General features: G+C 56.8%; 18 protein-coding genes. 15 read left to right on the top strand and 3 right to left on the bottom strand.

The window, feature by feature from the left end:
- The first annotated feature begins 80 nt into the window (after nucleotides 1–80).
- The 3 genes from dnaE to tilS are packed head-to-tail and all read left to right on the top strand — an operon-like array spanning nucleotide 81 to nucleotide 5929.
- Nucleotides 81–3530 carry a DNA polymerase III subunit alpha gene (gene dnaE / locus LG198_RS04555; protein ID WP_230341970.1) on the top strand — a complete coding sequence of 1150 codons (3450 nt, stop codon included), beginning with the start codon at nucleotides 81–83 and terminating at the stop codon, nucleotides 3528–3530.
- 6 nt (nucleotides 3531–3536) lie between these two features.
- Nucleotides 3537–4526 (top strand): acetyl-CoA carboxylase carboxyltransferase subunit alpha, encoded by a 990-nt coding sequence (locus LG198_RS04550; protein ID WP_230341969.1) that lies wholly within the window; start codon nucleotides 3537–3539, stop codon nucleotides 4524–4526.
- A gap of 53 nt (nucleotides 4527–4579) precedes the next feature.
- Nucleotides 4580–5929 (top strand): tRNA lysidine(34) synthetase TilS, encoded by a 1350-nt coding sequence (tilS, locus tag LG198_RS04545; protein WP_230341968.1) that lies wholly within the window; start codon nucleotides 4580–4582, stop codon nucleotides 5927–5929.
- On the opposite strand, the gene LG198_RS04540 is transcribed toward tilS, so the two are convergent.
- The gene (locus LG198_RS04540) at nucleotides 5903–6529 is read right to left on the bottom strand and encodes an arylesterase (RefSeq protein WP_230341967.1); all 627 of its coding nucleotides are present in this window, start codon (nucleotides 6527–6529) and stop codon (nucleotides 5903–5905) included. The genes tilS and LG198_RS04540 overlap by 27 nt on opposite strands.
- Before the next feature lie 2 nt (nucleotides 6530–6531).
- Between LG198_RS04540 and LG198_RS04535 the strand changes: the two genes are divergently transcribed.
- The 6 genes from LG198_RS04535 (at nucleotide 6532) to LG198_RS04510 (ending at nucleotide 15436) form a co-directional block, all read left to right on the top strand.
- Nucleotides 6532–7218: an ABC transporter ATP-binding protein gene (locus LG198_RS04535; RefSeq protein WP_230341966.1), complete on the top strand. Its 687-nt coding sequence runs from the start codon at nucleotides 6532–6534 to the stop codon at nucleotides 7216–7218.
- Nucleotides 7215–9722: an ABC transporter permease gene (locus LG198_RS04530; RefSeq protein ID WP_230341965.1), complete on the top strand. Its 2508-nt coding sequence runs from the start codon at nucleotides 7215–7217 to the stop codon at nucleotides 9720–9722. The genes LG198_RS04535 and LG198_RS04530 overlap by 4 nt, the downstream gene beginning before the upstream one ends.
- A 215-nt stretch (nucleotides 9723–9937) precedes the next feature.
- Nucleotides 9938–12277, top strand: coding sequence for a TonB-dependent receptor (locus LG198_RS04525; RefSeq protein ID WP_230341964.1), 2340 nt, complete (start codon nucleotides 9938–9940; stop codon nucleotides 12275–12277).
- A gap of 24 nt (nucleotides 12278–12301) precedes the next feature.
- On the top strand, nucleotides 12302–13720 hold the full coding sequence (locus tag LG198_RS04520; RefSeq protein WP_230341963.1) for a sigma-54-dependent transcriptional regulator: 1419 nt from the start codon (nucleotides 12302–12304) through the stop codon (nucleotides 13718–13720).
- Nucleotides 13721–13811: 91 nt separating this feature from the next.
- Nucleotides 13812–15014, top strand: coding sequence for a formate-dependent phosphoribosylglycinamide formyltransferase (gene purT, locus LG198_RS04515; protein WP_230341962.1), 1203 nt, complete (start codon nucleotides 13812–13814; stop codon nucleotides 15012–15014).
- A 2-nt stretch (nucleotides 15015–15016) separates the two neighbouring features.
- Nucleotides 15017–15436, top strand: coding sequence for a group II truncated hemoglobin (locus tag LG198_RS04510; RefSeq protein WP_230341961.1), 420 nt, complete (start codon nucleotides 15017–15019; stop codon nucleotides 15434–15436).
- 46 nt (nucleotides 15437–15482) lie between these two features.
- Here LG198_RS04510 and LG198_RS04505 read toward each other — a convergent pair whose 3' ends face one another.
- Entirely contained in the window at nucleotides 15483–16850 is a 1368-nt protein-coding gene (locus LG198_RS04505; protein ID WP_230341960.1) for a DEAD/DEAH box helicase, read from the bottom strand.
- Between the two features lie 30 nt (nucleotides 16851–16880).
- Entirely contained in the window at nucleotides 16881–18260 is a 1380-nt protein-coding gene (locus LG198_RS04500) for a DEAD/DEAH box helicase (protein ID WP_230341959.1), read from the bottom strand.
- Nucleotides 18261–18642: 382 nt separating this feature from the next.
- On the opposite strand from LG198_RS04500, the gene typA reads away from it, so the two are divergent.
- The 6 genes from typA to moaE all read left to right on the top strand — a co-directional run bounded on the left by typA (nucleotide 18643) and on the right by moaE (nucleotide 24759).
- A complete protein-coding gene (typA, locus tag LG198_RS04495; RefSeq protein ID WP_230341958.1) occupies nucleotides 18643–20448 on the top strand; it encodes a translational GTPase TypA in 1806 nt (601 codons plus the stop codon).
- 248 nt (nucleotides 20449–20696) lie between these two features.
- A complete protein-coding gene (locus tag LG198_RS04490) occupies nucleotides 20697–22418 on the top strand; it encodes a tetratricopeptide repeat protein (RefSeq protein ID WP_230341957.1) in 1722 nt (573 codons plus the stop codon).
- 107 nt (nucleotides 22419–22525) lie between these two features.
- A complete protein-coding gene (rmuC, locus tag LG198_RS04485; protein ID WP_230341956.1) occupies nucleotides 22526–23887 on the top strand; it encodes a DNA recombination protein RmuC in 1362 nt (453 codons plus the stop codon).
- The gene (locus LG198_RS04480) at nucleotides 23880–24059 is read left to right on the top strand and encodes a hypothetical protein (RefSeq protein ID WP_230341955.1); all 180 of its coding nucleotides are present in this window, start codon (nucleotides 23880–23882) and stop codon (nucleotides 24057–24059) included. Before rmuC ends, LG198_RS04480 begins: the two co-directional genes overlap by 8 nt.
- On the top strand, nucleotides 24056–24307 hold the full coding sequence (moaD, locus tag LG198_RS04475) for a molybdopterin converting factor subunit 1 (protein ID WP_230341954.1): 252 nt from the start codon (nucleotides 24056–24058) through the stop codon (nucleotides 24305–24307). Before LG198_RS04480 ends, moaD begins: the two co-directional genes overlap by 4 nt.
- A gap of 2 nt (nucleotides 24308–24309) precedes the next feature.
- On the top strand, nucleotides 24310–24759 hold the full coding sequence (moaE, locus tag LG198_RS04470) for a molybdopterin synthase catalytic subunit MoaE (RefSeq protein WP_230341953.1): 450 nt from the start codon (nucleotides 24310–24312) through the stop codon (nucleotides 24757–24759).
- Nucleotides 24760–24778 lie beyond the last annotated feature (19 nt).

The raw sequence follows: 24778 nt of genomic DNA, 5'->3' as shown, positions 1-24778 counted from the left end.
TGGCTTATGCAGGAAAGTGGCAGCCTTGCATGCAAGATCATGCCATCAAGTCCGGCTGAATCAGGTAAAATTAGCGCCGTATGTCCAATCCTTCATTCATCCATTTACGCTGTCATAGCGAGTATTCCGTGGTTGATGGCACCGTGCGCATTGGCGATTACGTCAAGCAGGCGGTGGCAGACCAGATGCCGGCGCTGGCGCTGACTGATCTGAGCAACCTATTTGGTGCTGTCAAGTTTTACAAATCCGCACGCAGTAAGGGCGTCAAGCCCCTGATCGGCGCCGATATTTGGCTTGAAAACGAATCCAAGCGCGACCAGCCCTATCGTCTCTTGCTGCTATGCCAGACCCATGGCGGTTATCTGCAGCTATGCGAATTGCTCAGCCGCGCATATTTGCAGAACCAGTATCGCGGCCGTGCCGAAATCAAGCGCGAGTGGTTGCATGAGGCAGGCGGCGAAGGGCTGATCCTGCTGTCAGGCGCCATGAGCGGCGATATAGGCCAGGCATTGTTGCAAGGCAATACGGCGCAGGCACAGCAATTGGCCGAAAAATGGGCGGCACTGTTCCCGCAGCGCTTTTACATAGAGTTGCAGCGCGCGGGCCATGCGCAGCAGGAAGCTTATATCACCAGGGCGCTGGCGCTTGCCAGCGAGTTGGAGCTGCCAGTGGTGGCGACCCATCCTGTGCAGTTCATGACGCCTGATGACTTCAAGGCACACGAGGCGCGCGTTTGTATTGCCGAGGGCTACGTGCTGGCAGATAAGCGCCGTCCCAAAGTCTTCACCGCCGAGCAGTATTTCAAGACCCAGGCGCAAATGGCCGAGCTGTTCGCCGATATACCCGAGGCGCTTGCCAACAGCGTGGAAATTGCCAAGCGCTGCAACCTGACCCTGACCCTGGGCAAGAATTACCTGCCGCAATTCCCGACACCCAATGGCGAGAGCCTGGATGAATACCTGGTGGTGCAGGCCAAGGCTGGACTTGAGGAACGCCTCAAAGTGCTTTACCCGGACGAGGCCAGGCGCGAAGCGAAGCGCCCGGAGTATGTGGCCCGTCTTGAGTTCGAGACCAATATCATTATCCAGATGGGGTTCCCTGGCTATTTCCTCATCGTGGCGGACTTTATTAACTGGGCCAAGAACAATGGCGTGCCTGTTGGCCCCGGCCGGGGTTCGGGCGCGGGTTCGCTGGTAGCGTATTCGCTGGGGATTACCGACCTCGACCCGATGCAGTATGCATTGCTGTTCGAGCGCTTCCTCAACCCGGAACGGGTTTCCATGCCCGACTTCGATATCGACTTCTGCCAGGAAGGGCGCGACCGCGTCATCGACTACGTCAAGCACAAGTACGGCCTCGATTCGGTCTCGCAGATCGCCACCTTCGGGACCATGGCCGCCAAGGCCGTGATCCGCGATGTCGGCCGGGTGCTGGATCTGCCGTTCAATTTTGTCGACAGTGTGGCGAAGCTGATTCCGAACGAGCTTGGCATCACGCTGAGTGATGCGCTGGAGAAGGAGCCGCAGCTCAAGGAACGCCGCGAGCAGGAAGAAGAGGTCGGCGAACTGCTGGAGCTGGCACTGCGCTTGGAAGGCCTGACGCGCAATATCGGCATGCATGCCGGCGGGGTATTGATTTCTCCGGGCAAGATTTCGGATTTCTCACCTGTTTACTGCCAGGCCGGTGGCGAAAGTGTCGTCAGCCAGTACGACAAGGACGATGTTGAGGCTGTTGGCCTGGTCAAGTTCGACTTTCTGGGCCTGCGCACGCTGACCATCCTCGATATGGCGCTGGAAAACGCCAATTTGCAACGGGCAGAAAAAGGCCAGCCGCCGCTGGATTTCGAGACGCTGCCGATAGACGACAAGGCCAGCTACCAGCTGCTTAAGGCCGCTAACACCACAGCCGTGTTCCAGCTGGAATCGCGCGGCATGAAGGATATGCTGAAACAGGCCAAGCCTGACTGCTTCGAGGATATCATCGCGCTGGTAGCGCTTTACCGCCCGGGCCCGATGGACCTGATTCCAGACTTCTGCCGCCGCAAGCACGGCTTGCAGCGCGTGGAGTATCCGCATCCGGCGACCGAGTCCATCCTGAAAGAGACCTACGGCATCATGGTCTACCAGGAACAGGTGATGCAGATCGCCCAGGTGGTGGCGGGTTACAGCCTAGGCGGCGCTGACTTGCTGCGCCGCGCGATGGGCAAGAAAAAGAAGGAGGAGATGGACGCGCAGCGTGCCGTCTTCGTCGAAGGCGCCGTCAAAAATGGCACACTGGAAAAACAGGCCGCCGACCTTTTTGACTTGATGGAGAAATTCGCCAGCTACGGCTTCAACAAATCCCACGCTGCGGCTTACGCGCTGGTTGCCTATCATACTGCCTACCTCAAGGCGCATTATCCCGCCGCTTTCCTGGCTGCCACTATTTCGGCGGACATGAACAACACGGACAACGTGCACCTGTTCCATGACGATTGCATTGTCAATGGCCTGGAAGTATTGCCGCCAGACATCAATATGAGTGAGTTCCGCTTTAAGCCGATTAACGACAAGCAGATCATCTATGGCCTGGGGGCCATCAAGGGCACTGGCTGGGCCGCAATTGAGCTTATCCTGGCTGCACGCAAGGAAGAGGGGCCGTTCAAGGACCTGTTCGACTTCTGCAGCCGCCTGGACCTGCGCAAGGTCAATCGCCGGGTGATCGAATCGCTGATTCGCGCAGGTGCGTTCGACAAGCTTGAGTCCAACCGCGCTGCGCTGCTGGCGGGCGTGAGCCTGGCCATCAGTGCTGCCGAGCAGAGTGGCGCGGCGAGCGGGCAGGACAGCCTGTTTGGTTCGATCATCGACAGTGCCGCGCATGTGCTGCCGGAGACGCTACCTTGGACGGAAAAGCAGCGCTTACAGGAAGAAAAAGCGGCGCTGGGGTTTTATTTTAGCGGCCACCCGTATGCTGATTACCAGAAAGAGGTTGCCACCTTCGTGCGCAACAACCTTGCTAATATCAAGCCCAGTGATCAGCCGCAACTGCTTGCTGGTGTGGTCATGGGCGTGCGGGTACGCATGACTGGGCGTGGCAAGATGGCCATCGTGACGCTGGATGATATGGCCGGGCGTGTGGATATTGTCGTCAGTGGGGAGCTGCTGAACGAGAATGCAGCCTTGCTCAAGGAAGACCAGCTCCTGATCGTCGAGGGACGGGTCAGCCATGACGACTTTTCGGGCGGCTTCCGCGTCAATGCACGGCGTTTGAGCGATATTGCCGGCGCGCGCAGCGCTTATGCCAACCTGCTCAAGCTTAGCTGCAATGGTCAGGCCGACGCTGACAAATTGCGGACATTGCTGGCGCCGTACTGCAAATCAGGTACGTCGGAAACCGGGCGCGGCTGTGCGGTAAAGGTGGAATACCGCAATAAGGAGGCGCGCGTCGAGCTCATGCTGGGCAATGATTGGCGCGTCGAGCTTCAGGATGAATTATTGTATGGGCTGAAAGGCTGGCTCAGCGATGAAAACGTGAAAATACTTTATAATTGACGCCCTATGAACGCCAAAACCAACAACGTAAAAACCAGTTTCCTTGAGTTCGAGCAACCGATTGCTGAGCTGGAGGCTAAAATTGAGGAGCTGCGCTACGTGCAGGATGATTCTGCACTGGATATCTCGGAAGAGATCGAGCGCCTGCAGCAAAAGAACAAGACCCTGACCAAGGACATCTACGCCAAGCTTACAGCCTGGCAGATATCCCAGGTAGCGCGGCATCCGCAACGGCCTTATACCCTGGATTACATTCGCGGCATTTTCACGGACTTCGAGGAGTTGCACGGCGACCGTACCTTTTCCGATGACCCGGCGATCGTGGGCGGCATTGCCCGTTTCGAGGGGCAGCCGGTGATGGTGATTGGCCACCAGAAAGGCCGTGACGTCAAGGAACGCCAGTATCGCAACTTCGGCATGCCGCGTCCCGAAGGCTACCGCAAGGCGTTGCGTCTTTACCGCCTAGCCGAGAAGTTCAAGCTGCCCATCATTACCCTGATCGACACGCCTGGAGCCTATCCAGGCATTGGTGCGGAAGAGCGCGGCCAATCGGAAGCCATTGCCCGCAATCTTTATGTCATGGCTGAACTGACCGTGCCCATCATCGGGGTCATTATCGGTGAAGGCGGCTCGGGCGGCGCATTGGCGCTGGGCGTAGTGGATCACCTGATGATGCTGCAGTATTCCACTTACTCCGTGATCTCGCCCGAAGGTTGTGCGTCCATTCTCTGGAAGAGCGCTGACAAGGCATCGGAAGCGGCGGAAACCCTGGGGATTACGGCACCGCGCCTCAAGGCCTTTGGCCTAGTCGATCGAATCGTGCCCGAACCTATGGGAGGAGCCCACCGTGCGCCGGAGGACATGATGCAAAACCTGCGCCGCGCCCTTGCTGACGAGCTTGCCCACTTGCAGGTCAAGTCCGTGGATAACTTGCTGGAGACGCGTCATGAGCGCCTCATGAGCTATGGCAAGTTCAAAGAAGTCCCTGTCAAATAAGTCATTTTTCAGGACCGATGGGCAAGTTCCATCGGTCCTGTGAGCCTATCGCAATGTCTCGTCATGTATCTGGTCTGGTGCGCCGGACGGATAATTTCCTGTCTTCCCATATCAAGCCTGGCCAGCGCTTGCTGGTTGCGTTCAGTGGCGGGCTGGACTCGCGCGTCCTGCTGCAACTCCTGGCCGAAGCCAGGTCGAGTCATAGCTTTGTGCTGGAGGCCATGCACGTTCATCACGGCTTGAGCCCCAATGCCGATGCCTGGGCTGAATTCTGCGCCGATGAATGCCGCAGGCTGGATGTGCCGTTTCATTGTGAACGCGTCGATGTGGACACGCAGTCAGGACTGGGCATTGAAGCGAGTGCAAGGCAGGCGCGTTATGCTGCCTTGCTGTCCCGGCAGGCGGATCATGTCGTGTTGGCGCATCACCAGGACGACCAGGCTGAAACCTTGCTGTTGCAACTGCTGCGCGGGGCAGGCGCAAAAGGGTTGGCTGGCATGGCAACACTGGACCGGGGGCGGTGTTTGCTGCGCCCATTGATGGATGCTTCGCGTGCCGAGCTCGAAGCATTTGCCAGACAAGCCGGGTTAAACTGGATAGAAGACGAAAGCAATCTTGATACCGCCTACGACAGGAATTTTTGCCGGCACCAGGTTTTTCCATTAATAGAACAGCGCTTTCCCGCAGCAAAAAGCACGTTTGCCCGTTCTGCCACCCATATCGCGGAAGCGCTGGGTTTGCTTGACGAGCTTGCTGTCCTGGATGCGGCAGCGGTTGTCGTTGCGGGCCGCCTGAATGTAGCAACACTGGGAAAATTGTCCGATACGCGGGCGCGCAATCTGTTGCGCTGGTGGCTGGCTGCATATGGCTTGCCCATGCCCGGGCAGCCGCGTTTGCAGGAAATGCTGCAGCAACTGTTGCATGCCGGCGACAAGGCCATGGTCAAGGTGCAGGCGCATGAAGCTACCTATGTGCGGCGTTATCAGGGTTGGGCCTGCCTGAGCCTGGAGTGGCCGATACCGGAGCCAGGCAGTTTGTCTTGGCAGGGTGAGAGCGAACTGCTGTTGCCCAATAACGGACATCTGTTTTTTGAGCGGAAAACCGGTGCAGGGCTTGCACTGGCTCGGATTCAGGGGCGCGGATTCAATATACGCTACCGCAGTGGTGGTGAGCGCTTCAAGCCGGATGCCAAGCGTCCGACACGCACGCTCAAGCAATTGTCGCAGGAGGCCAGCCTCGCCCCCTGGTTGCGTGAGCGCCTGCCTTTGCTTTATCTTGAGGAGGAGCTGGTGCTGGTGCCAGGCTTGGGCGTTGCCAGTCACTGGAAGGCGCAGGCAGGCGAAGAGGGCGTGCTTGCAGAGTGGCAGCCGCTGACCCTAAGCAGGCTTGCCGGTTTTGAGTAAGGGCTCCAGGGTTTTCCAGACGTTTTCCAGTATTTTCTCCTGGGCGTTGGCCTTGGGGTGCAGGCCATCTGCCTGGGTGAACTCGACCTGCCCTGCTACGCCTTCAAGCAGGAAGTTCACTAATGGCACATTGAACTCCTTGGCGAGCGCCTGGTAGCTGGAACTGAACTCTCGCGTATATTTAGGGCCATAGTTCGGGGGGATCATCATGCCCACCAGCAGCACGCGGGCCTTGGCTTGCTGGCTGGCCTTGATCATGGCGGTAAGGTTGCTGCGCATATCGTTCACAGACAGCCCCCGCAAGCCGTCGTTGGCGCCAAGCTCCAGGATGACGATATCGGGTGTATGCTGGGTTAGCGCCGCATTGATGCGGCTCGAGCCGCCGCTTGTGGTTTCCCCGCTGATACTGGCATTCACCACTTGGTAAGCGGGGTATTGTTGTTTGAGCCGGGTTTCAAGCAGGCTGACCCAGCCTTGTTCGCGCGGGATACCATAGGCGGCGGACAGGCTGTCGCCATAGACAAGAATCGTGGCGGCCTGGACTGGATTGGCAAGCAAGGTAGAGGCAAGGCCCAATAAAAACATGAAACGGAACATCATTGATGCAAACACCTTTGGCAGTTGAAGCGGTTAATCTTGATAAATATATAGAAAACGGCACCGATAGGCTTGATATTCTAAGTTCTCTTTCCCTGCAGGTTCCGGCCGGCGAAAAACTGGCCATTATCGGCAGCTCTGGATCGGGAAAATCAACGTTGCTGAGCCTGCTTGCCGGGTTGGACAGTCCCAGTAGCGGAAAAGTGCTGATCAGCGGCACCGAGATCAGCCATCTTGATGAAGACGGACGCGCGGCAGTGCGTGGCCGCAGCATGGGGTTTGTGTTCCAGTCCTTCCAGTTGCTGCCTTCGCTCACCGCGCTGGAAAACGTCATGTTGCCGTTGCAGCTTGCGGGCCGTAACGATGCCAAGGAAAAATCCATTGCGGCATTGGAGCGTGTGGGGCTTGCCCAGCGCCTCTCGCATTACCCGCGCCAGATGTCGGGCGGGGAACAGCAACGCGTTGCCATTGCGCGCGCTTTTGCGCCGCAGCCGGCAATCCTGTTTGCCGATGAGCCTACCGGGAACCTGGATGAGCATACGGGTGAACGTATCGTGGATTTGTTGTTTGGCTTGAATGCCGAGTCAGGTACGACATTGATCCTGGTGACGCACGACATGAAGCTCGCGCTTCGCTGCCAGCGCAGATTGCGCCTGCACGAGGGCAAGCTGCATGAGGAGGCTGCCGCATGATGGCATTCTCGATTGCCTGGCGCCAGTTGCGCAGCCAGTGGGCCGCAGGCGAGGTGAGAGTGTTGGTGCTGGCGCTGGTGCTTGCCGTGGCGGCGACAACTTCCGTTGGTTTCTTTACCAATCGCATCGAGTCGGCATTGGTGCGCCAGGGCGGCATGTTGCTCGGCGGCGACCTCATGGTGAATGCGGACCACACGATTCCCGACGCCTATGCAGAGGAAGCTGGGCGGCGTGGATTGCAATTCACGCGCGCGACCGAATTCCCCAGCATGGTGTTGCACGGCGATGACAGCCAATTGGTCGAGATCAAGGTGATCGAGGCTGGCTTTCCCCTGCGCGGCGAGCTGACGGTGCTGGAGCAGAAGGTCGAACCTGCCCTGATGTTGACCGGCGGCCAGGTTGCCAGCGGCATTCCTGCGCCAGGCACGGTCTGGATAGAGCCGCGGCTGGCGACGCGGCTGGGGGTGAATATCGGCGACAGCCTGGAAGTCGGCGAGCGCCATTTCCAGGTATCCGCCATCCTGCAACGCGAGCCTTCGCGCGGTGGTGACATGTTCAGTATTGCGCCGCGACTGATGATGAATGCGGTGGACTTGTCTTCCACTGGCCTGGTCCAATTTGGCAGCCGTGTCAAATACCAGATGCTGCTTGCCGGCGAGGGGCAGGCGGTCGAGGAATATGCCGCTTGGCTGAAAGCGCAATTGGGCCGGGGCGAGCGGGTGCAAAACGTGACAGATGCCAGGCCGGAAATGCGCAATGCCATGGAAAAGGCCCGGCAATTCCTCGGTTTGTCAGCGATGGTGAGCGTAATTCTCGCCATGGTCGCCATGTTTCTTGCCAGCCAGCCCTATGTGCAGAAGAGCCTGGATAGCTATGCGCTCATGCGCTGTTTCGGCGCTTCGCGGCGCTTCATTTTCCGCATCCTCATGAGCCAGACTTTGCTGATTGCCACGCTGGGCAGTGGCCTGGGAGCCTTGCTAGGATTTGCCGCCCAGGCGGGCTTGGCTGTATTGGCGAGCAGGCTGTTGGTGGAGACTTTGCCGCCGCCCGGCATAATGCCTGCCGTCGCTGGCCTGGCTGCCGGGTTTGCCACCATGCTGGCGGTGGTCTGGCCGCATCTTGCACGCTTGCGCGATGTGCCGGCCTTGCGCATTTTGCGCCGTGACCTGGGTGAGCAATACCAGGCGCACTGGCTGCATTTTGTGCCGGCGTTGCTGGTGTTGGCTGTATTGATTTTTTGGCAGGCGGGGTATGCGCGGCTGGCGGTCATTGTGCTGCTGTCATTGGCCGGCCTGCTGCTGGCTATTGCCGTGCTGGCCTGGCTGGGCGTCCGCCTGCTCGCGCGCTTGCCGCAGAATGTCACGGGGTCGTGGCTACTGGGCGTGGCAGCACTCAAGCGCAGACCGGGCTTGGTGGTGGCCCAGGTGCTGGGGTTCAGCCTGGGATTGATGGCATTGACTTTGCTGGCGATAGTGCGCGGCGACCTGCTGGCAAGCTGGCAGCAAACCTTGCCAGAGGATGCGCCCAACCGGTTCATCATCAATATCCAGCCCGACCAGATAGAGCGCATGAAGCAGTTCTTCAACAAGCACGGCTTGAACCAGGTGGAAATCTTCCCCATGGTGCGCGGGCGCTTGCTGGAGATCAACGGCAAGCCGTTGAATCTTGAGGATTACCAGGATGACCGGGCACGCCGCCTGGCCGAGCGCGAGTTCAATCTTTCCTGGGCGGCAGATATGCAGCAGGACAACCAATTGCTGGAAGGGCGCTGGTGGCAACCATCCGATCACGGCAAGCCCATGTTGTCGCTGGAGCAGGGCATTGCCAACGATCTGCATCTCAAGCTCGGTGACAAGCTCACCTATGACGTGGCGGGGAACCGCCTGGAATTAGAGATAAGCAGCATCCGCAAGGTGGAGTGGGACACCATGCGTGCCAACTTCTTTGCAGTGACACCGCCTGGCGTGCTGGATAATTATCCAGCCAGTCACATCACCAGTTTCCATCTGCCTGGCGGGCAGGAGCAACTGCTCAACGAGTTGGTACGCGAGTTTCCCAACCTGACGGTGATTGATGTGGCCGCCTTGCTGGACCAGGTGCGCGAGATCATGAACAAGATGAGCCACGCGCTGGAGTATGTGTTTGCCTTCAGCCTGCTGACTGGGCTTGCCGTGCTGTATGCGGCATTGGTGGCGACACGCGAGGAACGTGTGAAGGAGGCTACCCTGTTGCGGGTGCTCGGCGCCTCGCGACGTCAGGTTGCGCAAGGCCTGTGGGCTGAGTTTGCCATCATAGGGGCACTTGCCGCACTGGTTGCGACTGTAGGCGCTGCCATCATGGCGTATTACCTCAGCAGCCAGGTGTTCAATATCCCTTATCAATTCAATCTGCCTGGCGCGCTGGGCATCATGCTGTTGTCGGCGTTGCTGGTGCCTTTGGCGGCATGGCTGGGGATGCGGCGTTTCCTCAATCAATCTCCCCGCACTGTGCTGCAAAGCATCTAAAATCCATGGCTATATTGAACCAAGCTGGCTGTATATAGCCACCAATATTGGTTATATTGAACCAATCTGGATGCAGTGCTGATATTCTCGATGACGTAAATCCATAAATACAATCACTTGCCGCATTGGTGAGATCCGGCACGGAACTTGATATGTGAAGAGGCCGGAGATAATAAATCCAAGCCGGTATATCACAACCATGATGGAAGGATTATATGTCAAAGAAAGAGAACTTGAGGTTTAGCGCTATTGCAGTTCTGGTTGCCAATGCCTGTATATCAATACAGGTGCAGGCGGCAGATGCAAGCCCTATTACCACAGACAAGGTCAACGTAGTGGGTACGACACCGTTGCCTTCACTCGGTTTGCCATTGGAGCAGGTGCCTGCAGGCATCCAGCTCATTAGCGGCCCACAAATGCAAAAGCAACGCAGTGTCACGATCGCAGACTATCTGCAAAACAACATACCTGCGGTTAACGTCAACGATACACAGAATAACCCGTTTCAGCCCGATATCAGTTTCCGTGGCTATTCCGCTTCTCCATTGCTGGGTACGCCGCAAGGCTTGTCCGTATACGTGGATGGCGTGCGCGTCAATGAACCGTTTGGCGATGTCGTGAGCTGGGACCTGATCCCGGTCAATGCGCTTGCCAATATGTCCTTGATCCCTGGATCCAATCCACTGTTCGGCTTGAATACCCTGGGCGGGGCCCTGTCTTTGCAGACCAAGAGTGGCCGCGACAACCAGGGAGCTGCCCTGGAAGCCAGCGTTGGCTCATGGGGCCGCAAGACGGGGTCTGTCGAGTATGGTGGCGTTTCCCAGGACGGCTCGGTTGATTTCTTCATTACAGCCAATTCATTCCGCGAGGACGGCTGGCGTGATTATTCCCCGACCGATGTGCGGCAGTTGTTCGCCAAGGTGGGTTGGCAGAATGAAACCACCAAGCTGGACCTGAGCTACACTGGTGCCGACAACGACATGATCGGCAATGGACTGGTGCCATCGGAAATGATGCGCGTGCTGGGCCGCGACACCATCCTCACTCGCCCGGACCAGACACGCAACACTCTGTCTTTCCTCAATCTGACCGGTTCGCACTGGTTCAATGATGAAGTGATGCTGAGCGGCAACGTCTACTATCGCCAGTCCAGGACCCGTACTTTGAACGGGGATGGTAATGATGATGTGGATGATGATGACTATCTACCTGATTGTAGTACTGTTGCTGACGCCGACGATGCCGAAGAGGCATGTGCAGGTGCGCTCAATCGTAGTCGCTCTCGCAAAGTGAGTTATGGCTTCACTACGCAGCTTAGTTTCAACCAGGATTGGTTTTCACGAAAGAACCAGTTCATTGTTGGCGTGGGCTATGATCAAAGCAAGACGCGTTTTAGCCAAAATACCGAATTTGGCAATTTGAATGCGAGCCGTGGGATTGATGGTATCGGTATATTCAATGAAGAGGACGAACAGGTAAAGCTCACTGGCCGTACCAAGACTTATAGTGTCTTTGCAACCGATACCTTGTCATTAACAGATCTTTGGCACCTTACCTTGTCCGCGCGGTATAACCATACCCGTGTTGAAAATACTGACCATATTACTCCTAGTGGTGATGAGTCTTTGTCGGGTGACCATAGCTTCAATCGTATCAATCCTGCTATCGGCCTGAATTTCACGCCGACCAAGGATTGGACGTTCTATGGTTCGTATAACGAAGGTAGCCGTGCGCCAACTGCTATCGAGCTTGGTTGCGCCAATCCAGACGTACCTTGTAAGCTGCCTAACGCCATGGCTGGAGACCCGCCTTTGAAGCAAGTGGTTGCCAAGACCTACGAAGCTGGTTTGCGTGGAAGCCTGACAGAGACATTGCGCTGGACTGCAAGCGTATATCGCGCGCAAAACTATGACGATATCCAATTCATCTATGCTAACGCTACTAATGGCATGGGTTATTTTGATAACGTAGGTCGTACTCGTCGCGTTGGTCTCGACACCAGTTTTATTGGCAACAATGGTGATTTCAACTGGATGCTGGGCTATAGCTACATCAAGGCAACCTACGAGAGCGATATCAGCCTGGCTAACGAGGTGAATACCTCTTCGGATGGCGATAGCATCAGTGTCAGCAAAGGTAGCCGCTTGGCTGGCATTCCTGCCCATCGCCTGAAGTTCCGTGGTGAATATGCCATTACGCCAAAGTGGAGCGTAGGTACCAATATCCTAATGTTCTCTGATCAGTATGCCCACGGCAATGAGAACAACAAGGATCAAGGGGAAGGTGCAAAATTGGGCGGTTACACCATCGTCAATCTGGATACTCGCTACAACTTCGGTAACGGCTGGCAATTGTTTGCCAAGGCTATCAATATTTTTGATCGTGAATATAGTAGCGGCGGCATGATCGGGGAGTCCTATTTCCTGGCTGACGGTACTTATGATGGCGGCGAAGATCACCGGGCGAGCTTACGCGCTCCAGGCGCTCCACGCGCGGGCTGGATTGGCGTGCGCTGGGAGTTCGGCGGTCCAAAGCATGTGGCTTCTTCCAACTAAATTGTATTAAGGAGTAACCTCACAATGCAGGCGCACGTACCTGAGCAGGATCATCAGTTGAAGACAGGGCAGTCCGGGCCTAAGGTGCGTGTCCTGCTGGTGGAGGATGAAGTCATTTTCGCGCGGGCTGTAGCCAAGCGCTTACAGCAGGCCGGCTATGACTGTGAACATGCGGCAACCCTGGAGAGCGGGCGTGAGCTTGTCAGGCAGATGTTGCCTGATCTGGTGCTGCTGGATATGCGCCTGCCTGATGGCAATGGGTTGGACTTGCTGCCGGACCTGGTAGCCAGGGGTATCTCGGTCATTTCCATGACTGCCTATGGCGAGGTCACGGATGCCGTGCATGCAATGAAGCTGGGCGCCACGGATTACCTGAAAAAGCCAGTGGATCTCGACGAGATGTTGCTGACCATAGAAAAGGCCCAGGCTGCAACCCGACTCAAACATCATCTGGATTATTCGCGCCAGCGAAATGTCCATGCCACAGAGGGTGTGGAGCTGCTTGGTGACAGCCCGGCCGTGAGCAGCGTGCAGGCGCAGATAGAGCGTTTTGCACAACTCGTGGCCTTTTCCAATGCCATTCCGCCCACGGTGCTGATTCAGGGAGAAACCGGTACTGGCAAGGATGTTGCGGCGCGTTTGCTGCATTTGTCATGTGCGAACAGCGACCGGCCTTTTGTGCATGTGGATTGCGCCTCCTTGCCGGCAGAATTGATCGAGAGTGAATTGTTCGGCCATGAAAAAGGGGCCTTCACCAGCGCCCAGGGCTCGCGCTGCGGGCTTATCGAGGCTGCCGAGGATGGCACCTTGTTTCTGGACGAGATCGGCGAGTTGCCCTTGGCTCTGCAGGCCAAGCTGCTCAACGTACTGGAACGGCGCATGGTGCGCCGGCTTGGTTCAACAAAAGAGCATCCGGTGCTGGCACGTTTTGTTGCGGCAACCAACCGGGACCTGCACCAGATGGTACTGGAGGGGCGTTTCCGTTCCGACCTGTTCTACCGTCTCAATGTATTGACCATGAATATGCCGCCTCTACGCGAGCGTGGGGATGACATTTTGCTGCTGGCCAAACATTTTGCCGCACAAACCGAACGGCGATACAGGCTGCAACCTCGGCCATTTTCCGTGGAGGCCGTCAACATGATTCGCGACTATCACTGGCCTGGCAACGTACGCGAGCTCAAGCATCAGATCAGCCGTGCCGTGTTGCTTAGCCGCGAGAGCCAGATCATGCCGCACGACCTGGCTTTGCCTGGCGATATACAGCCTGGGCAGGTAACGGCTATTCCTGAGCATGGCGTGACGTTGGAATCCGCGGAGAAAGTGCTGATAGAAAATGCCTTGCGCCAGTCAAATAACAATGTCTCTGAAGCCGCCCGCCAACTTGGCATTACGCGCATGGCAATGCGTTACCGTATGGAACGACACGGTCTCAAGGTTTGATATTCGCAAGCCTAATTGTCCGCCTAAGCTGCAATAACTCGCTCGTGGTATCATTCCCGGCATTTCCACGCTATTCAATCCCGGAGTGTTCATGAAGATCGGTACCCCTTTAAGTCCTGTTGCCACGCGCGTGATGCTGCTTGGGAGCGGTGAACTTGGCAAGGAGGTGATTATTGCCTTGCAGAGGCTGGGGGTTGAGGTGATTGCTGTGGATCGTTACCCGAATGCGCCTGGGCACCAGGTGGCACATCGTGCCTATGCTATTGACATGACCGACCCGGCAGCCTTGCGCGCATTGGTCGAACAGGAAAACCCGCACCTGATCGTGCCTGAAATCGAGGCCTTGAACACCAGTTTGCTGGCAGAAATCGAGGCCGCTGGGCATACGCGCGTGATTCCAACGGTCAAGGCGGTGCAGCTCACCATGAACCGCGAGGGAATACGCCGGTTGGCGGCCGAAGAGCTCAAGCTGCCAACTTCACCTTATGCCTTTGCCGACAGCCTCGAAGCCTTGCAAGGTGCAATTGAGGCTGGCATCGGCTATCCATGCTTCATCAAACCGACAATGTCTTCGTCCGGCAAGGGACAGTCGCGTATCACCGCGCCCGAACAGATTGCCTCAGCTTGGGAGCATGCTGCGACTGCCGGCCGCGTCAACCAGGGCAAAGTCATCGTTGAAGGGCAGATTGATTTTGATTATGAGATCACGCTTCTTACCGTGCGGGCCTTGAACGCGCAGGGCGAGGTGGAAACCAGCTTCTGTGAGCCGATCGGGCATTTGCAGGAGAAGGGTGACTATATTGAGAGCTGGCAGCCGCAAGCCATGAGCCCGCTGGCGTTGAAGCGCGCCCAGGAAGTTGCACACTCTGTCACCAATAGCCTGGGCGGATTGGGCCTGTTCGGCGTGGAGCTGTTCGTGAAAGGCGACCAGGTCTGGTTCTCCGAGGTCAGCCCGCGACCGCACGATACCGGCATGGTCACCATGGGCAGCCAGCGCTTCAGCGAATTCGACCTGCATGCGCGCGCCATTCTTGGCCTGCCCGTCAATGTCGCATTGAGCCGTCCGGGTGCCAGTGCCGTGATTTATGGTGGCCTGGATAGCGAGCAACTGGTGTTCGGGAATATAGAGCAGGCGCTGGCCGTGCCAGAGTCGGATATCCGTTTGTTCGGCAAGCCGGAATCATTTGAGCGCCGCCGCATGGGGGTTGCGCTTGCCACAGGCGACAATGTGGATGAGGCACGCGAACGGGCACGCAAGGCAGCTGGTTTGGTCAAGACCCACGATGGGGCATAGCCATGCTAGATAAGATTGGCGAACCAGGGAGCAGTAAAGCGACGCTGTTTGAGCTTTTGGGCGGTACGGAACAGATACGTGCGTTGGTCGAGCGGTTTTACGACATTATGGATACTGATCCGCGTGCATCAGGCATACGGGCCATGCATACGCCAGACCTGACCTCGGCACGCGAAAAGCTCTTTATGTTCCTGACCGGCTGGACCGGCGGACCGCAACTTTATATAGAGCGTTATGGCCATCCCCGTTTGCGCATGCGGCACATCTCGTTTCCGATTGATGGATCGGCCCGCGACCAATGGATGTATTGCATGGTCAAGGCCATGCATGATACCGGCGTGGATGAGGCTGTGATCGAGAAAATGGGTGCTGCGCTGTATGGCGTGGCGGATTTCATGCGCAATCGCGAAGATCCGGCTTGAATGAGGTTCAGCATAAAATAAAAAGGCGCTCAAGGCGCCTTTGCTATTATTGCTTGCGTACCAAGCCGCCAAGCAGTGCGGCGATTTCCTTCTTGGGTGTGTCTCGTGACCGCATTGGCTTGGGGTCAGGGGCTTCCGTGGAGGGTTCGTAGGGCTTGAAGAACCACTCGTCTTCTTTTTTGCGGGATGTCTGGCGCGGCAGCCTTGGCGCGGCAGGGGCAGCAGCAGCTTCTTGGCGGCGTGTGCCATATTCACGGCTTGGTCGGCTTGGGGCTTCCGCTGCTTCCTTGGGCAGTTCGCGCTTGATGAGCTTTTCGATTTCCTTGAGGAATTTCTCTTCCTCAGGCGCGACCAGCGAGATAGCAATGCCCAAGGCGCCCGCCCGCCCGGTACGTCCTATGCGGTGCACATAGTCTTCTGCCGCACTTGGCAATTCGTAGTTGATGACCATGGGTAGCTGGTCAATATCCAGTCCGCGCGCTGCGACATCCGTGGCAACCAGCGCGGTAATCTTGTTTTGCTTGAAGGCATCCAGTGCCTGTATGCGCTCAAGCTGGCTTTTATCGCCATGAATGGCGCCGGCGGCAATGCCTTCGCGTTCAAGATGGCGGGCCAGGCGGCCGGCCGTGAGTTTGGTCTTGGTAAAGATGATGGCTTGGGTCGCCTGCTTGCGCAGCAGGTCGGCCAAGGCATTTTGCTTGTCGGCAGCGCTAACCAGCAGGATTTTCTGTGTGACGTTTTCAGAAGTGGCATTGCTGCGTGCGACTTCAATCAGTGTCGGCTTAGTCAGAAACTCTTCAGAAAGTTTCTTGATTTCATTGGAAAAAGTGGCTGAGAACATCAGGTTCTGCCGCTTCTTGGGCAATAGTGCCAGGATGCGCTTGAGATCGGGCATGAAGCCCATGTCCAGCATGCGGTCGGCCTCGTCCAGCACCAGCATCTGTACCTGGCCCAGTTGCACCGTGCGTTGTTCCACATGGTCCAGCAGGCGTCCTGGTGTTGCCACCAGTATCTCCACCCCCTTCATGAGGGTTGGAGTCTGGGACTTGATGTCGACACCGCCGAAAACCACCAGTGAACGCAGTGGCGTATGCTTGGCGTAGGTTTTGACACTTTCTTCCACCTGGATGGCCAATTCACGCGTCGGCGTCAGGATCAGCGCCCTGACCGGGTGCCGGGCAGGCGATGCGCTGGAGCTGGCCAACGGGAGTAGCTGTTGTAGCAGGGGCAGGGTAAACGCGGCTGTCTTGCCGGTCCCCGTCTGCGCACCTGCCATCAGGTCGCCGCCTTGCAGGACCACCGGAATGGCCTGTGCCTGGATTGGCGTGGGAGTAGTGTAACCCGACTCATCCAGCGCCTTGAGCAGTTCCGGCGCCAGATTGAGCGATGCAAAGCTGATCGTCTCTGTGTTCACGTTTTCTTCGGTAGTGTTGTACAAGATTAATTAAGCAAAACTACGCGGGCGGCGTGCCGGGCGGTCGCCGTCATGGCGTTTGGCCGCGCCGAACTTGTCGCCACCGCGGGGAGCGTCACCACGCGGGCTGTCACTGCGGCCGCTGGCTACACGGTCACCGAAGGTACGGCCTTCCGGGCGTGAGCCATTGTTGTCGCGGTTGCCGGCATAGCCTTGGCCGCGGGGCTTGTAGCCGCCGCCATTGCCGCCAGGGCGTTGGCCTGGGCGGCCACTGCGTGGCTTGTCGTTGCGGTCAGTGCGCGGGGCAGGACGCTTAGGCTCCAGACCTTCAATCACCGAGATTTCCAGGCGCTGGCCTGTGTATTGCTCAATCTTGCGCAATTGATGGCGATCAATGTGCGAAGCAAACGACAGGGCAACACCGGTGTTGCCGGCACGGCCGGTACGGCCGATACGGTGCACGTAGTCTTCGGCGAACTTGGGCAGGTCATAGTTGATCACGTGCGTGATGCCGTGCACGTCGATGCCACGGGCAGCCACATCGGTGGCGACCAACACACGTACGTCACCATGGCGCAGCTTGGTCAGGGTGCGGTTACGGGCGCCCTGGGTCATGTCGCCATGCAAGGCAGCAGACTTGTGACCAGCGGCGTACAAGTCTTCAGCCAGCAGGTCGGCGTGGCGCTTGGTGGAGGTGAATACGATAGCCTGGTTGACTTCAGGCGCAATCAACAGGTGCTCCAGGAGCTTGTTCTTGTGTGCCATGTCATCAACGAACAGCAGTTTCTGTTCAATGTTAGCGTGTTTTTCTTTCTGCGCTGCAATCTGGATGCTCTTTGGATTCTTCAGCAATGTCTTAGCGATGTTGGCGATCTGGCCTTCAAATGTCGCAGAAAACATCAATGTCTGGCGTTCGCTTGGCAAGGCGGCAGAAATGCGCTCGATATCCGGCATGAAGCCCATGTCCAGCATGCGGTCTGCTTCATCGAGAATCAGCATTTGCAGGCGGGACATATCAATGCGGCCGCGTTCCATATGGTCCAGCAGGCGGCCTGGAGTGGCTACCAGGATATCCAGCGGCTGTGACAACAGCTTGTTTTGCAGCGGGTAAGGCATGCCGCCGACGATGCTGACGGTGCGAGCGCGCAGGAACTTGCCGTATTTACGGGCAGCTTCGTTGACCTGGGCAGCCAGTTCACGTGTCGGTGTCAACACTAGGATACGTGGACCACGGCTCTTGGCTGGATGTGGTGTGGCAAGCAGGTTAAGTGCTGGCAGGGTAAAAGCGGCGGTCTTGCCGGTGCCGGTTTGGGCTGAGGCCATGAGGTCATGGCCAGCCAGGACTTCAGGAATCGCCTGAGCCTGGATAGGAGTTGGAGTGTTATAACCTGCCTCAGCTAAGGCACGCATGATGGCAGGATTTAAATTTAAGCTTTCAAAAGACACAAAATTCCCTTTCAAGGAAAACTGACGAGGCCTTGAATTCAAGACCCCAAAAGGGCGCAAGCAGCCATAATGAACCTGCCTTAATTGGCAGTATCAGGCGCAATGACTAAATTTTTTTTTAGCATTCTTACCGGCGCACGGGCATAGCCACTAACCGGTAACAAAAGCAAGAGAGCCGTAAAATTGCACAGGCTTCGAGAGGCTAGGGCGATGAATCATCAATTCGTAGAGAATCGAATCAGTCCGGCAGTATATAGTGTGTCCTTAATTTGTCAAAGGTTTTAACGCGGATTTAATCAACTCTGTGTTAAAATCGCGCACTTTTTCGCAAATAGAGTAACTACACATGTCGCGCGCCCTCCGTAATATCGCCATCATCGCCCACGTTGACCATGGCAAGACCACCATGGTCGACAAGCTCCTGCAACAGGCGGGCACATTCGCCGCCCACCAGCAGGTTTCAGAACGCGTCATGGATTCGGGCGATATTGAAAAGGAGCGCGGCATTACCATTCTTGCCAAGAATACCGCTGTCAACTACGAAGGCACGCATATCAATATTGTTGATACCCCAGGGCACGCCGACTTTGGCGGCGAGGTAGAGCGCGTATTGGGCATGGTAGACGGTGTAGTGCTGCTGGTTGATGCGGTGGAAGGCCCGATGCCACAGACGCGCTTCGTGACCAAGAAGGCTTTGGCGCTGGGCTTGCGCCCTATCGTGGTAATCAACAAGGTGGATCGTCCCGGCGCGCGTACCGACTGGGTCATCAACCAGACCTTCGACCTGTTTGCCAATCTGGGTGCCACCGATGAGCAACTCGATTTCCCGGTTGTGTATGCTTCTGCATTAAACGGCTTTGCGACATTGGATATCAATCAACCGTCTGACAATATGCGTCCCTTGTTCGAAACCGTCCTGAGCCATGTGCAGCCGCCGGAAGGCGACAGCAATGCCGGCCTGCAATTGCAGATTTCCGCACTGGACTACTCTACATATACCGGTCGCCTGGGCGTTGGGCGTGTCCGCAATGGCCGTATCAAGCCGGGCCAGGTGGTTTCCGTCATGAAGGGTGACGAGCAGGTGGCGCAGGGCCGTATCAACCAGGTGCTGGGTTTCCGTGGCCTTGAGCGGGTTCTGGTGGACGAAGCCGAGGCAGGCGATATCGTGATTATTTCCGGTATCGAAGAAATCGGTATCGGCGTGACGGTAGCCGACCGTGACAATCCAGTCGGCCTGCCGATTCTGGCTGTGGACGAACCGACACTGACCATGGACTTTATGGTGAACACCTCGCCGCTGGCCGGTACCGAAGGCAAGTTTGTCACTAGCCGCCAGATCCGCGACCGGCTTACCAAGGAGTTGCTCACCAATGTGGCCTTGCGTGTGGAAGATACCTCCGATGCCGACGTATTCCGCGTTTCCGGCCGTGGCGAGCTGCACCTGACTATTTTGCTGGAAAACATGCGCCGTGAAGGTTATGAAATTGCAGTAGGCAAGCCGCGTGTTGTCTACCGTGATATCGATGGCCAGAAGTGCGAGCCATATGAAATCCTGACCGTAGACCTGGAAGATGACTGTCAGGGCGCGGCAATGGAAGAGCTGGGCCGCCGCCGTGGCGAGCTGCAGAATATGGAATCCGACGGCAATGGCCGTACCCGCCTTGAGTACAAGATTCCTGCGCGTGGCCTGATCGGCTTCCAGAGCGAGTTCCTGACCATGACGCGCGGTACCGGCCTGATGGCGCACATTTTTGATGAGTATGCCCCGGTGAAGGCAGACATGCCTGGCCGCCGCAATGGCGTGCTGATCTCGTCCGAACAGGGCGAGGCAGTGGCTTATGCCTTGTGGAAGCTGCAAGACCGCGGCCGTATGTTCTCCTCCCCTGGCGACAAGTTGTATGAAGGCATGATCATCGGCATCCACAGTCGCGACAACGACCTGGTGGTGAACCCGATCAAGGGCAAGCAATTGACCAACGTCCGTGCCTCCGGTACTGACGAAGCCGTTCGCCTGGTTCCGCCGGTGCAGCTGACTCTGGAGTCCGCCGTCGAGTTCATCGACGATGACGAATTAGTGGAAATTACGCCCAAGAATATCCGTATCCGCAAGCGTCACCTGCTGGAGCATGAGCGCAAGCGCGCTGCCAAGTAATAATCAGTTGTATTGATGAGGTAAACAAAACCCCGGCTTGCCGGGGTTTTTTGCTTTTATGAACTGATGCAAGCTTGTTGTAAATTGTTTCAAATTTGTAACAGAAACTATTGCCAGATCGATACACCTTAATGCAGAATGTCTATAGATATACAGTATTGTATATATTCCGGACCCGGTGAGCGGGACGGTTTTGCATGAGCGGCCAAAAGAGCTGCAATGCATATAATGAACTATGGAGATGTGGTATGAAACAAGGTGTGCAGGCGGTCAGGCAACCTGGCCAGGGTGAGGTTCATGCGCTTTTCAACCTATACAATACCGGTCAGTTCAATGCGGCGGAGGTGAGGGCGCGCGCTTTGATCAAGCAGTACCCGAGTGCACTGGTTGTATACAACGTGCTGGGTGTTGCACTTGAGGGGCAAAAAAAGTTCGCGGAGGCAGTGCAAAGCTATCGCAAGGCGCTTGCCATCAACCCTTCCATTTCAGAAATACATTTCAACCTTGGGTCGGTACTGTCCCAGCTCGGGCGCGACGACGAGGCGGTGACCTCGTATAAACGTGCCATTGCGATCAGCCCCGGGCTTGCGGTGGCGCATTTCAATTTGGCTACATTGCTACAGAAGCAGCAATTGCTGGACGAGGCCATCCAGCACTACCGCCAGGCTGTTGTGATCGAGCCAGGGTTTTTTGAGGCTTATGGTGCCATGGGCACTGCCTTGCAGCAGCAGGGGCAGCTGGATGACGCCATTGCCTGTTACCGCCAGTCATTGGCGATTTCCGATCATGCCCTGGGTCACTTCAATCTTGCTACGGCATTACGGGACCGCGGCGCACTGGAGCAGGCTGTTGCCCATTACCAGCAGGCAATTGGCTTGCAGCCCAATTATGCCGATGCACACAACAACCTTGGCGAGGTGTTCCGCGACCAGGGTCAGATGGAAAAGGCCGTAGCCTGTTATCAGCAAGCACTAAGTCTGGTGCCAGGACACCAGGCTGCCTCCTTCAATATGGCACAGTTTCTTTACGACGCAAGACGTTTTGCCGAGGCGATCCCGTATTTCGAGGCGTCGAAACTGGAAGACTGGCAGGAGCGTATTCTGTATTGCCTGTATAAGTCAGGCCAATATGACCTATTCCAGCAGCGTTTGCAGCCATTACTGGCGCAGGATCCTCATGTCTCCCCGTTTCTGGCAACGCTTTCTGCGCACTATGCCGCCAACTTTCACCAGGAGGACGCCTACCGCTTCTGCCGTAACCCGGTGGATTTTGTCTTTCACCGCGGCATTGCCCCTTTGGCCGAGCCTGAAAGCGCATTGCTCGCGCAATTGCTTGAAGATATCCAGTTCACTGAAATTGCCGAACGCAAGCAGGGCAGGCTGTATCATGGCATGCAATCCGCTGGCAACCTGTTCAAGCGCAAGGAGGATTCATTCCGTGAGCTTGCAGCCCTGATCCGCAATGAAGTGCAAGCTTACGCCGAAAGGTTTGCAGGCAAGGATTGCGACCTGATGCGGCACTTTCCCGAGGAGGCTGAATTTGCGAGTTCCTGGTACGTGCGCATGCGCCAGGGGGGCCACTTGACATCCCACATCCATGAGATCGGCTGGCTGAGCGGCTGTGTCTACCTGGCTTTGCCGCAGCAAGTACGAGATGGCAATGGCGGCTGCATCGAGTTCAGCACGCATGGCGATGATTATCCCAAGCTGCATGACGACTTCCCCGTCAAGACCGTCAGGCCAAAGGTCGGGGATATCGTGCTGTTTCCTTCCTCGCTGTTTCACCGCACCATCCCGTTCCACTCCGATGAGGAGCGCATCTGCATCGCGTTCGATATCAAGCCTGCGCTCAGGTTTGCCAGAGATGCATTGAGCTTCAACAGTATGAAGGTCATGTTGCTGGGAGCATTCAATCTGCTGATCGCCGAATTTGCAGAGGTATCTGCCTGGTCCTTGAGAGTGTTGGCCTAGCCTTGGTTTACTGGTTGCCCCGGATTTCTCCTTGCTTTCCCTGATCTGATCCGGGGCGGCCTTTTTTTAAAGCGCTCGCCAATGCTTTGCCCGTCTGTCAGTGGGTGATGCGTTATAATTTCACCCTTATGACAGATACCATCATCCTCGTTCTTGCCTTCGTTTCCGTGCTTCTCCTGCTGTGGCTTGCCTACCGCCAGTTGAGCAGCGGAAATACCAATCAGCAGTTGCTCCGGCAGCTTGAGGAAAAGCATCGCGAGATGTTGCGCGATCTCAATGACGGGCTCAACAAGCTGGGCGATCGTCTCAACCAGGTCTCCAGCGAACAGGCAGAGCGCCTGCGTGCAGCGGTGGCACAGGAGTTGCAGCAGACCCGCGATGCCATGAAGGCGCTGGAATTAAGCCAGACGGAGAATCTTGCGCAAACGCGCGAAACCATGCTCGAGCGCTTGCACGTGACATTGGCGGAGCAGGGCAAGGCGCAGCAGTCATTGATCCAGGAGAGCATGCTCAAGACGGCTACCCAGCTCACCAATACGATTGAACTGCTGACCAAGACGGTGGACGGCCGCCTTGAGGAGATCGGCGGCAAGGTCTCAGAGCGGTTGGACGAAGGTTTCAAGAAGACCAACGACACTTTTGTGCGCGTGATGGAGCGCCTGGCGACGATAGACGAGGCGCAGAAAAAGATAGACGGCCTCACCACCAATGTCGTGAGCCTGCAGGAGCTGTTAGGCGACAAGCGTTCACGTGGCGCTTTTGGCGAGGTGCAGCTTGAGGCGCTGGTGCGTAATGTATTGCCTGTGACCTCCTATGCCATGCAGCATGTGCTGAGCAACGGCACTCGCGTCGATTGCGCCTTGTTCCTGCCTGAACCTACCGGCACTGTCGCCGTGGATTCCAAGTTTCCGCTGGAAAACTACCACCGCATGCTGGCACGCGATATTTCCGATGCCGAACGCATTGCCGCGCAACGCCAGTTCAAGTCCGATGTCAAAAAACATGTGGATGATATTGCTACAAAATACATTATCCCGAATGTCACGTCGGATGGGGCCGTGATGTTCATCCCGGCAGAAGCCGTGTTTGCCGAGATCCATGCCTATCATCCGGATATTGTCGATTACGCCATGAGCCGCCGCGTGTGGGTGGTGTCGCCGACCACGTTGATGGCGGTGCTCAACACCGCGCGCGCGGTGCTCAAGGATGTGGAGACGCGCAAGCAGGTGCATATCATCAAGGATGAGTTGGGCAAGCTTTCCAAGGAGTTCTCGCGCTTTGATGTGCGCATGAAGAAGCTTGCCGACCATATACGCCAGGCGCATGAGGACGTGCAGGACGTGCATACCACCAGCCAGAAGATTTCACGCCGTTTCGCCCAGATCGAGCGCGTGGAGCTGGAGGGGGAATCCCAGGCCGGTCTGGCATTGTCAGATAACGATTTAGAGGAGCAATTAAACGATGAGTGATGAGCAAGGTTTTATCTTCCTGGTACAGCAATATGCCAACAAATTCGGCATTACCTTCAGCTCCAGTCTGATGGACAATGAAGAGCACAGGGCCAGGTTGCTGACCCTGATGGGCGAAGCCATCAGTGGCAAGCGCGGTCCAGTGACCGATGAGGATGTCACTGGCGCATGATCCAGCTGCTGTATTTTGCCAGGTTGCGCGAAGCGCTGGGCACGGAAGGCGAAAGCCTTTCCTGGCCAGGGCCCGATAGCGTATCTGCACTGAAAAAGCTGCTGGCGGCGCGTGGCGGCGCCTGGCAGGAACAGTTTGCGGACAATTCCCGCTTGCGCGCCGCCGTTAACCAGCAGTTGGTGGCAGACAGCGCAGTGGTGCAGCAGGGCGATGAAGTGGCGTTCTTTCCCCCGGTGACTGGAGGCTGACAATGGCCATACGCGTGCAAGAGCAGGATTTTGACATGGGCGCGGAAATCACGCAGTTGCGCCTGAATCACCCCCAAGCCGGGGCCGTGGTGTCGTTCACCGGCCAGGTGCGCGACCTGAATGACGGCAATGCGGTCTCCAGCCTGACGCTGGAGCATTATCCCGGCATGACCGAGAAATCGCTGGCTGCAATTGTGGAGCAGGCCAAACAACGCTGGCCGCTGTTTGATGCGCTGGTCATACACCGCATCGGCACCTTGCCACCGTTAGCGCAGATCGTGCTTGTGGCCGTGGCGAGCGCGCATCGTGGCGATGCTTTTGCCGCTTGCGAATTTATCATGGATTACCTCAAGACAGAAGCGCCGTTCTGGAAGAAAGAGGCTACGCCAGATGGTGCGCACTGGCTGGATTCGCGCGAGTGTGACCAGGCAGCGCGCGACCGCTGGCAATAAGCCTGTTGTGTTTACCTAA

The sequence above is a fragment of the Methylobacillus arboreus genome (assembly GCF_020532725.1).
GTDB lineage: Bacteria > Pseudomonadota > Gammaproteobacteria > Burkholderiales > Methylophilaceae > Methylobacillus > Methylobacillus arboreus.
The sequence above is the reverse complement of the archived record's forward strand: the minus strand, read 5'-3'. Positions and strand labels throughout refer to the sequence as shown.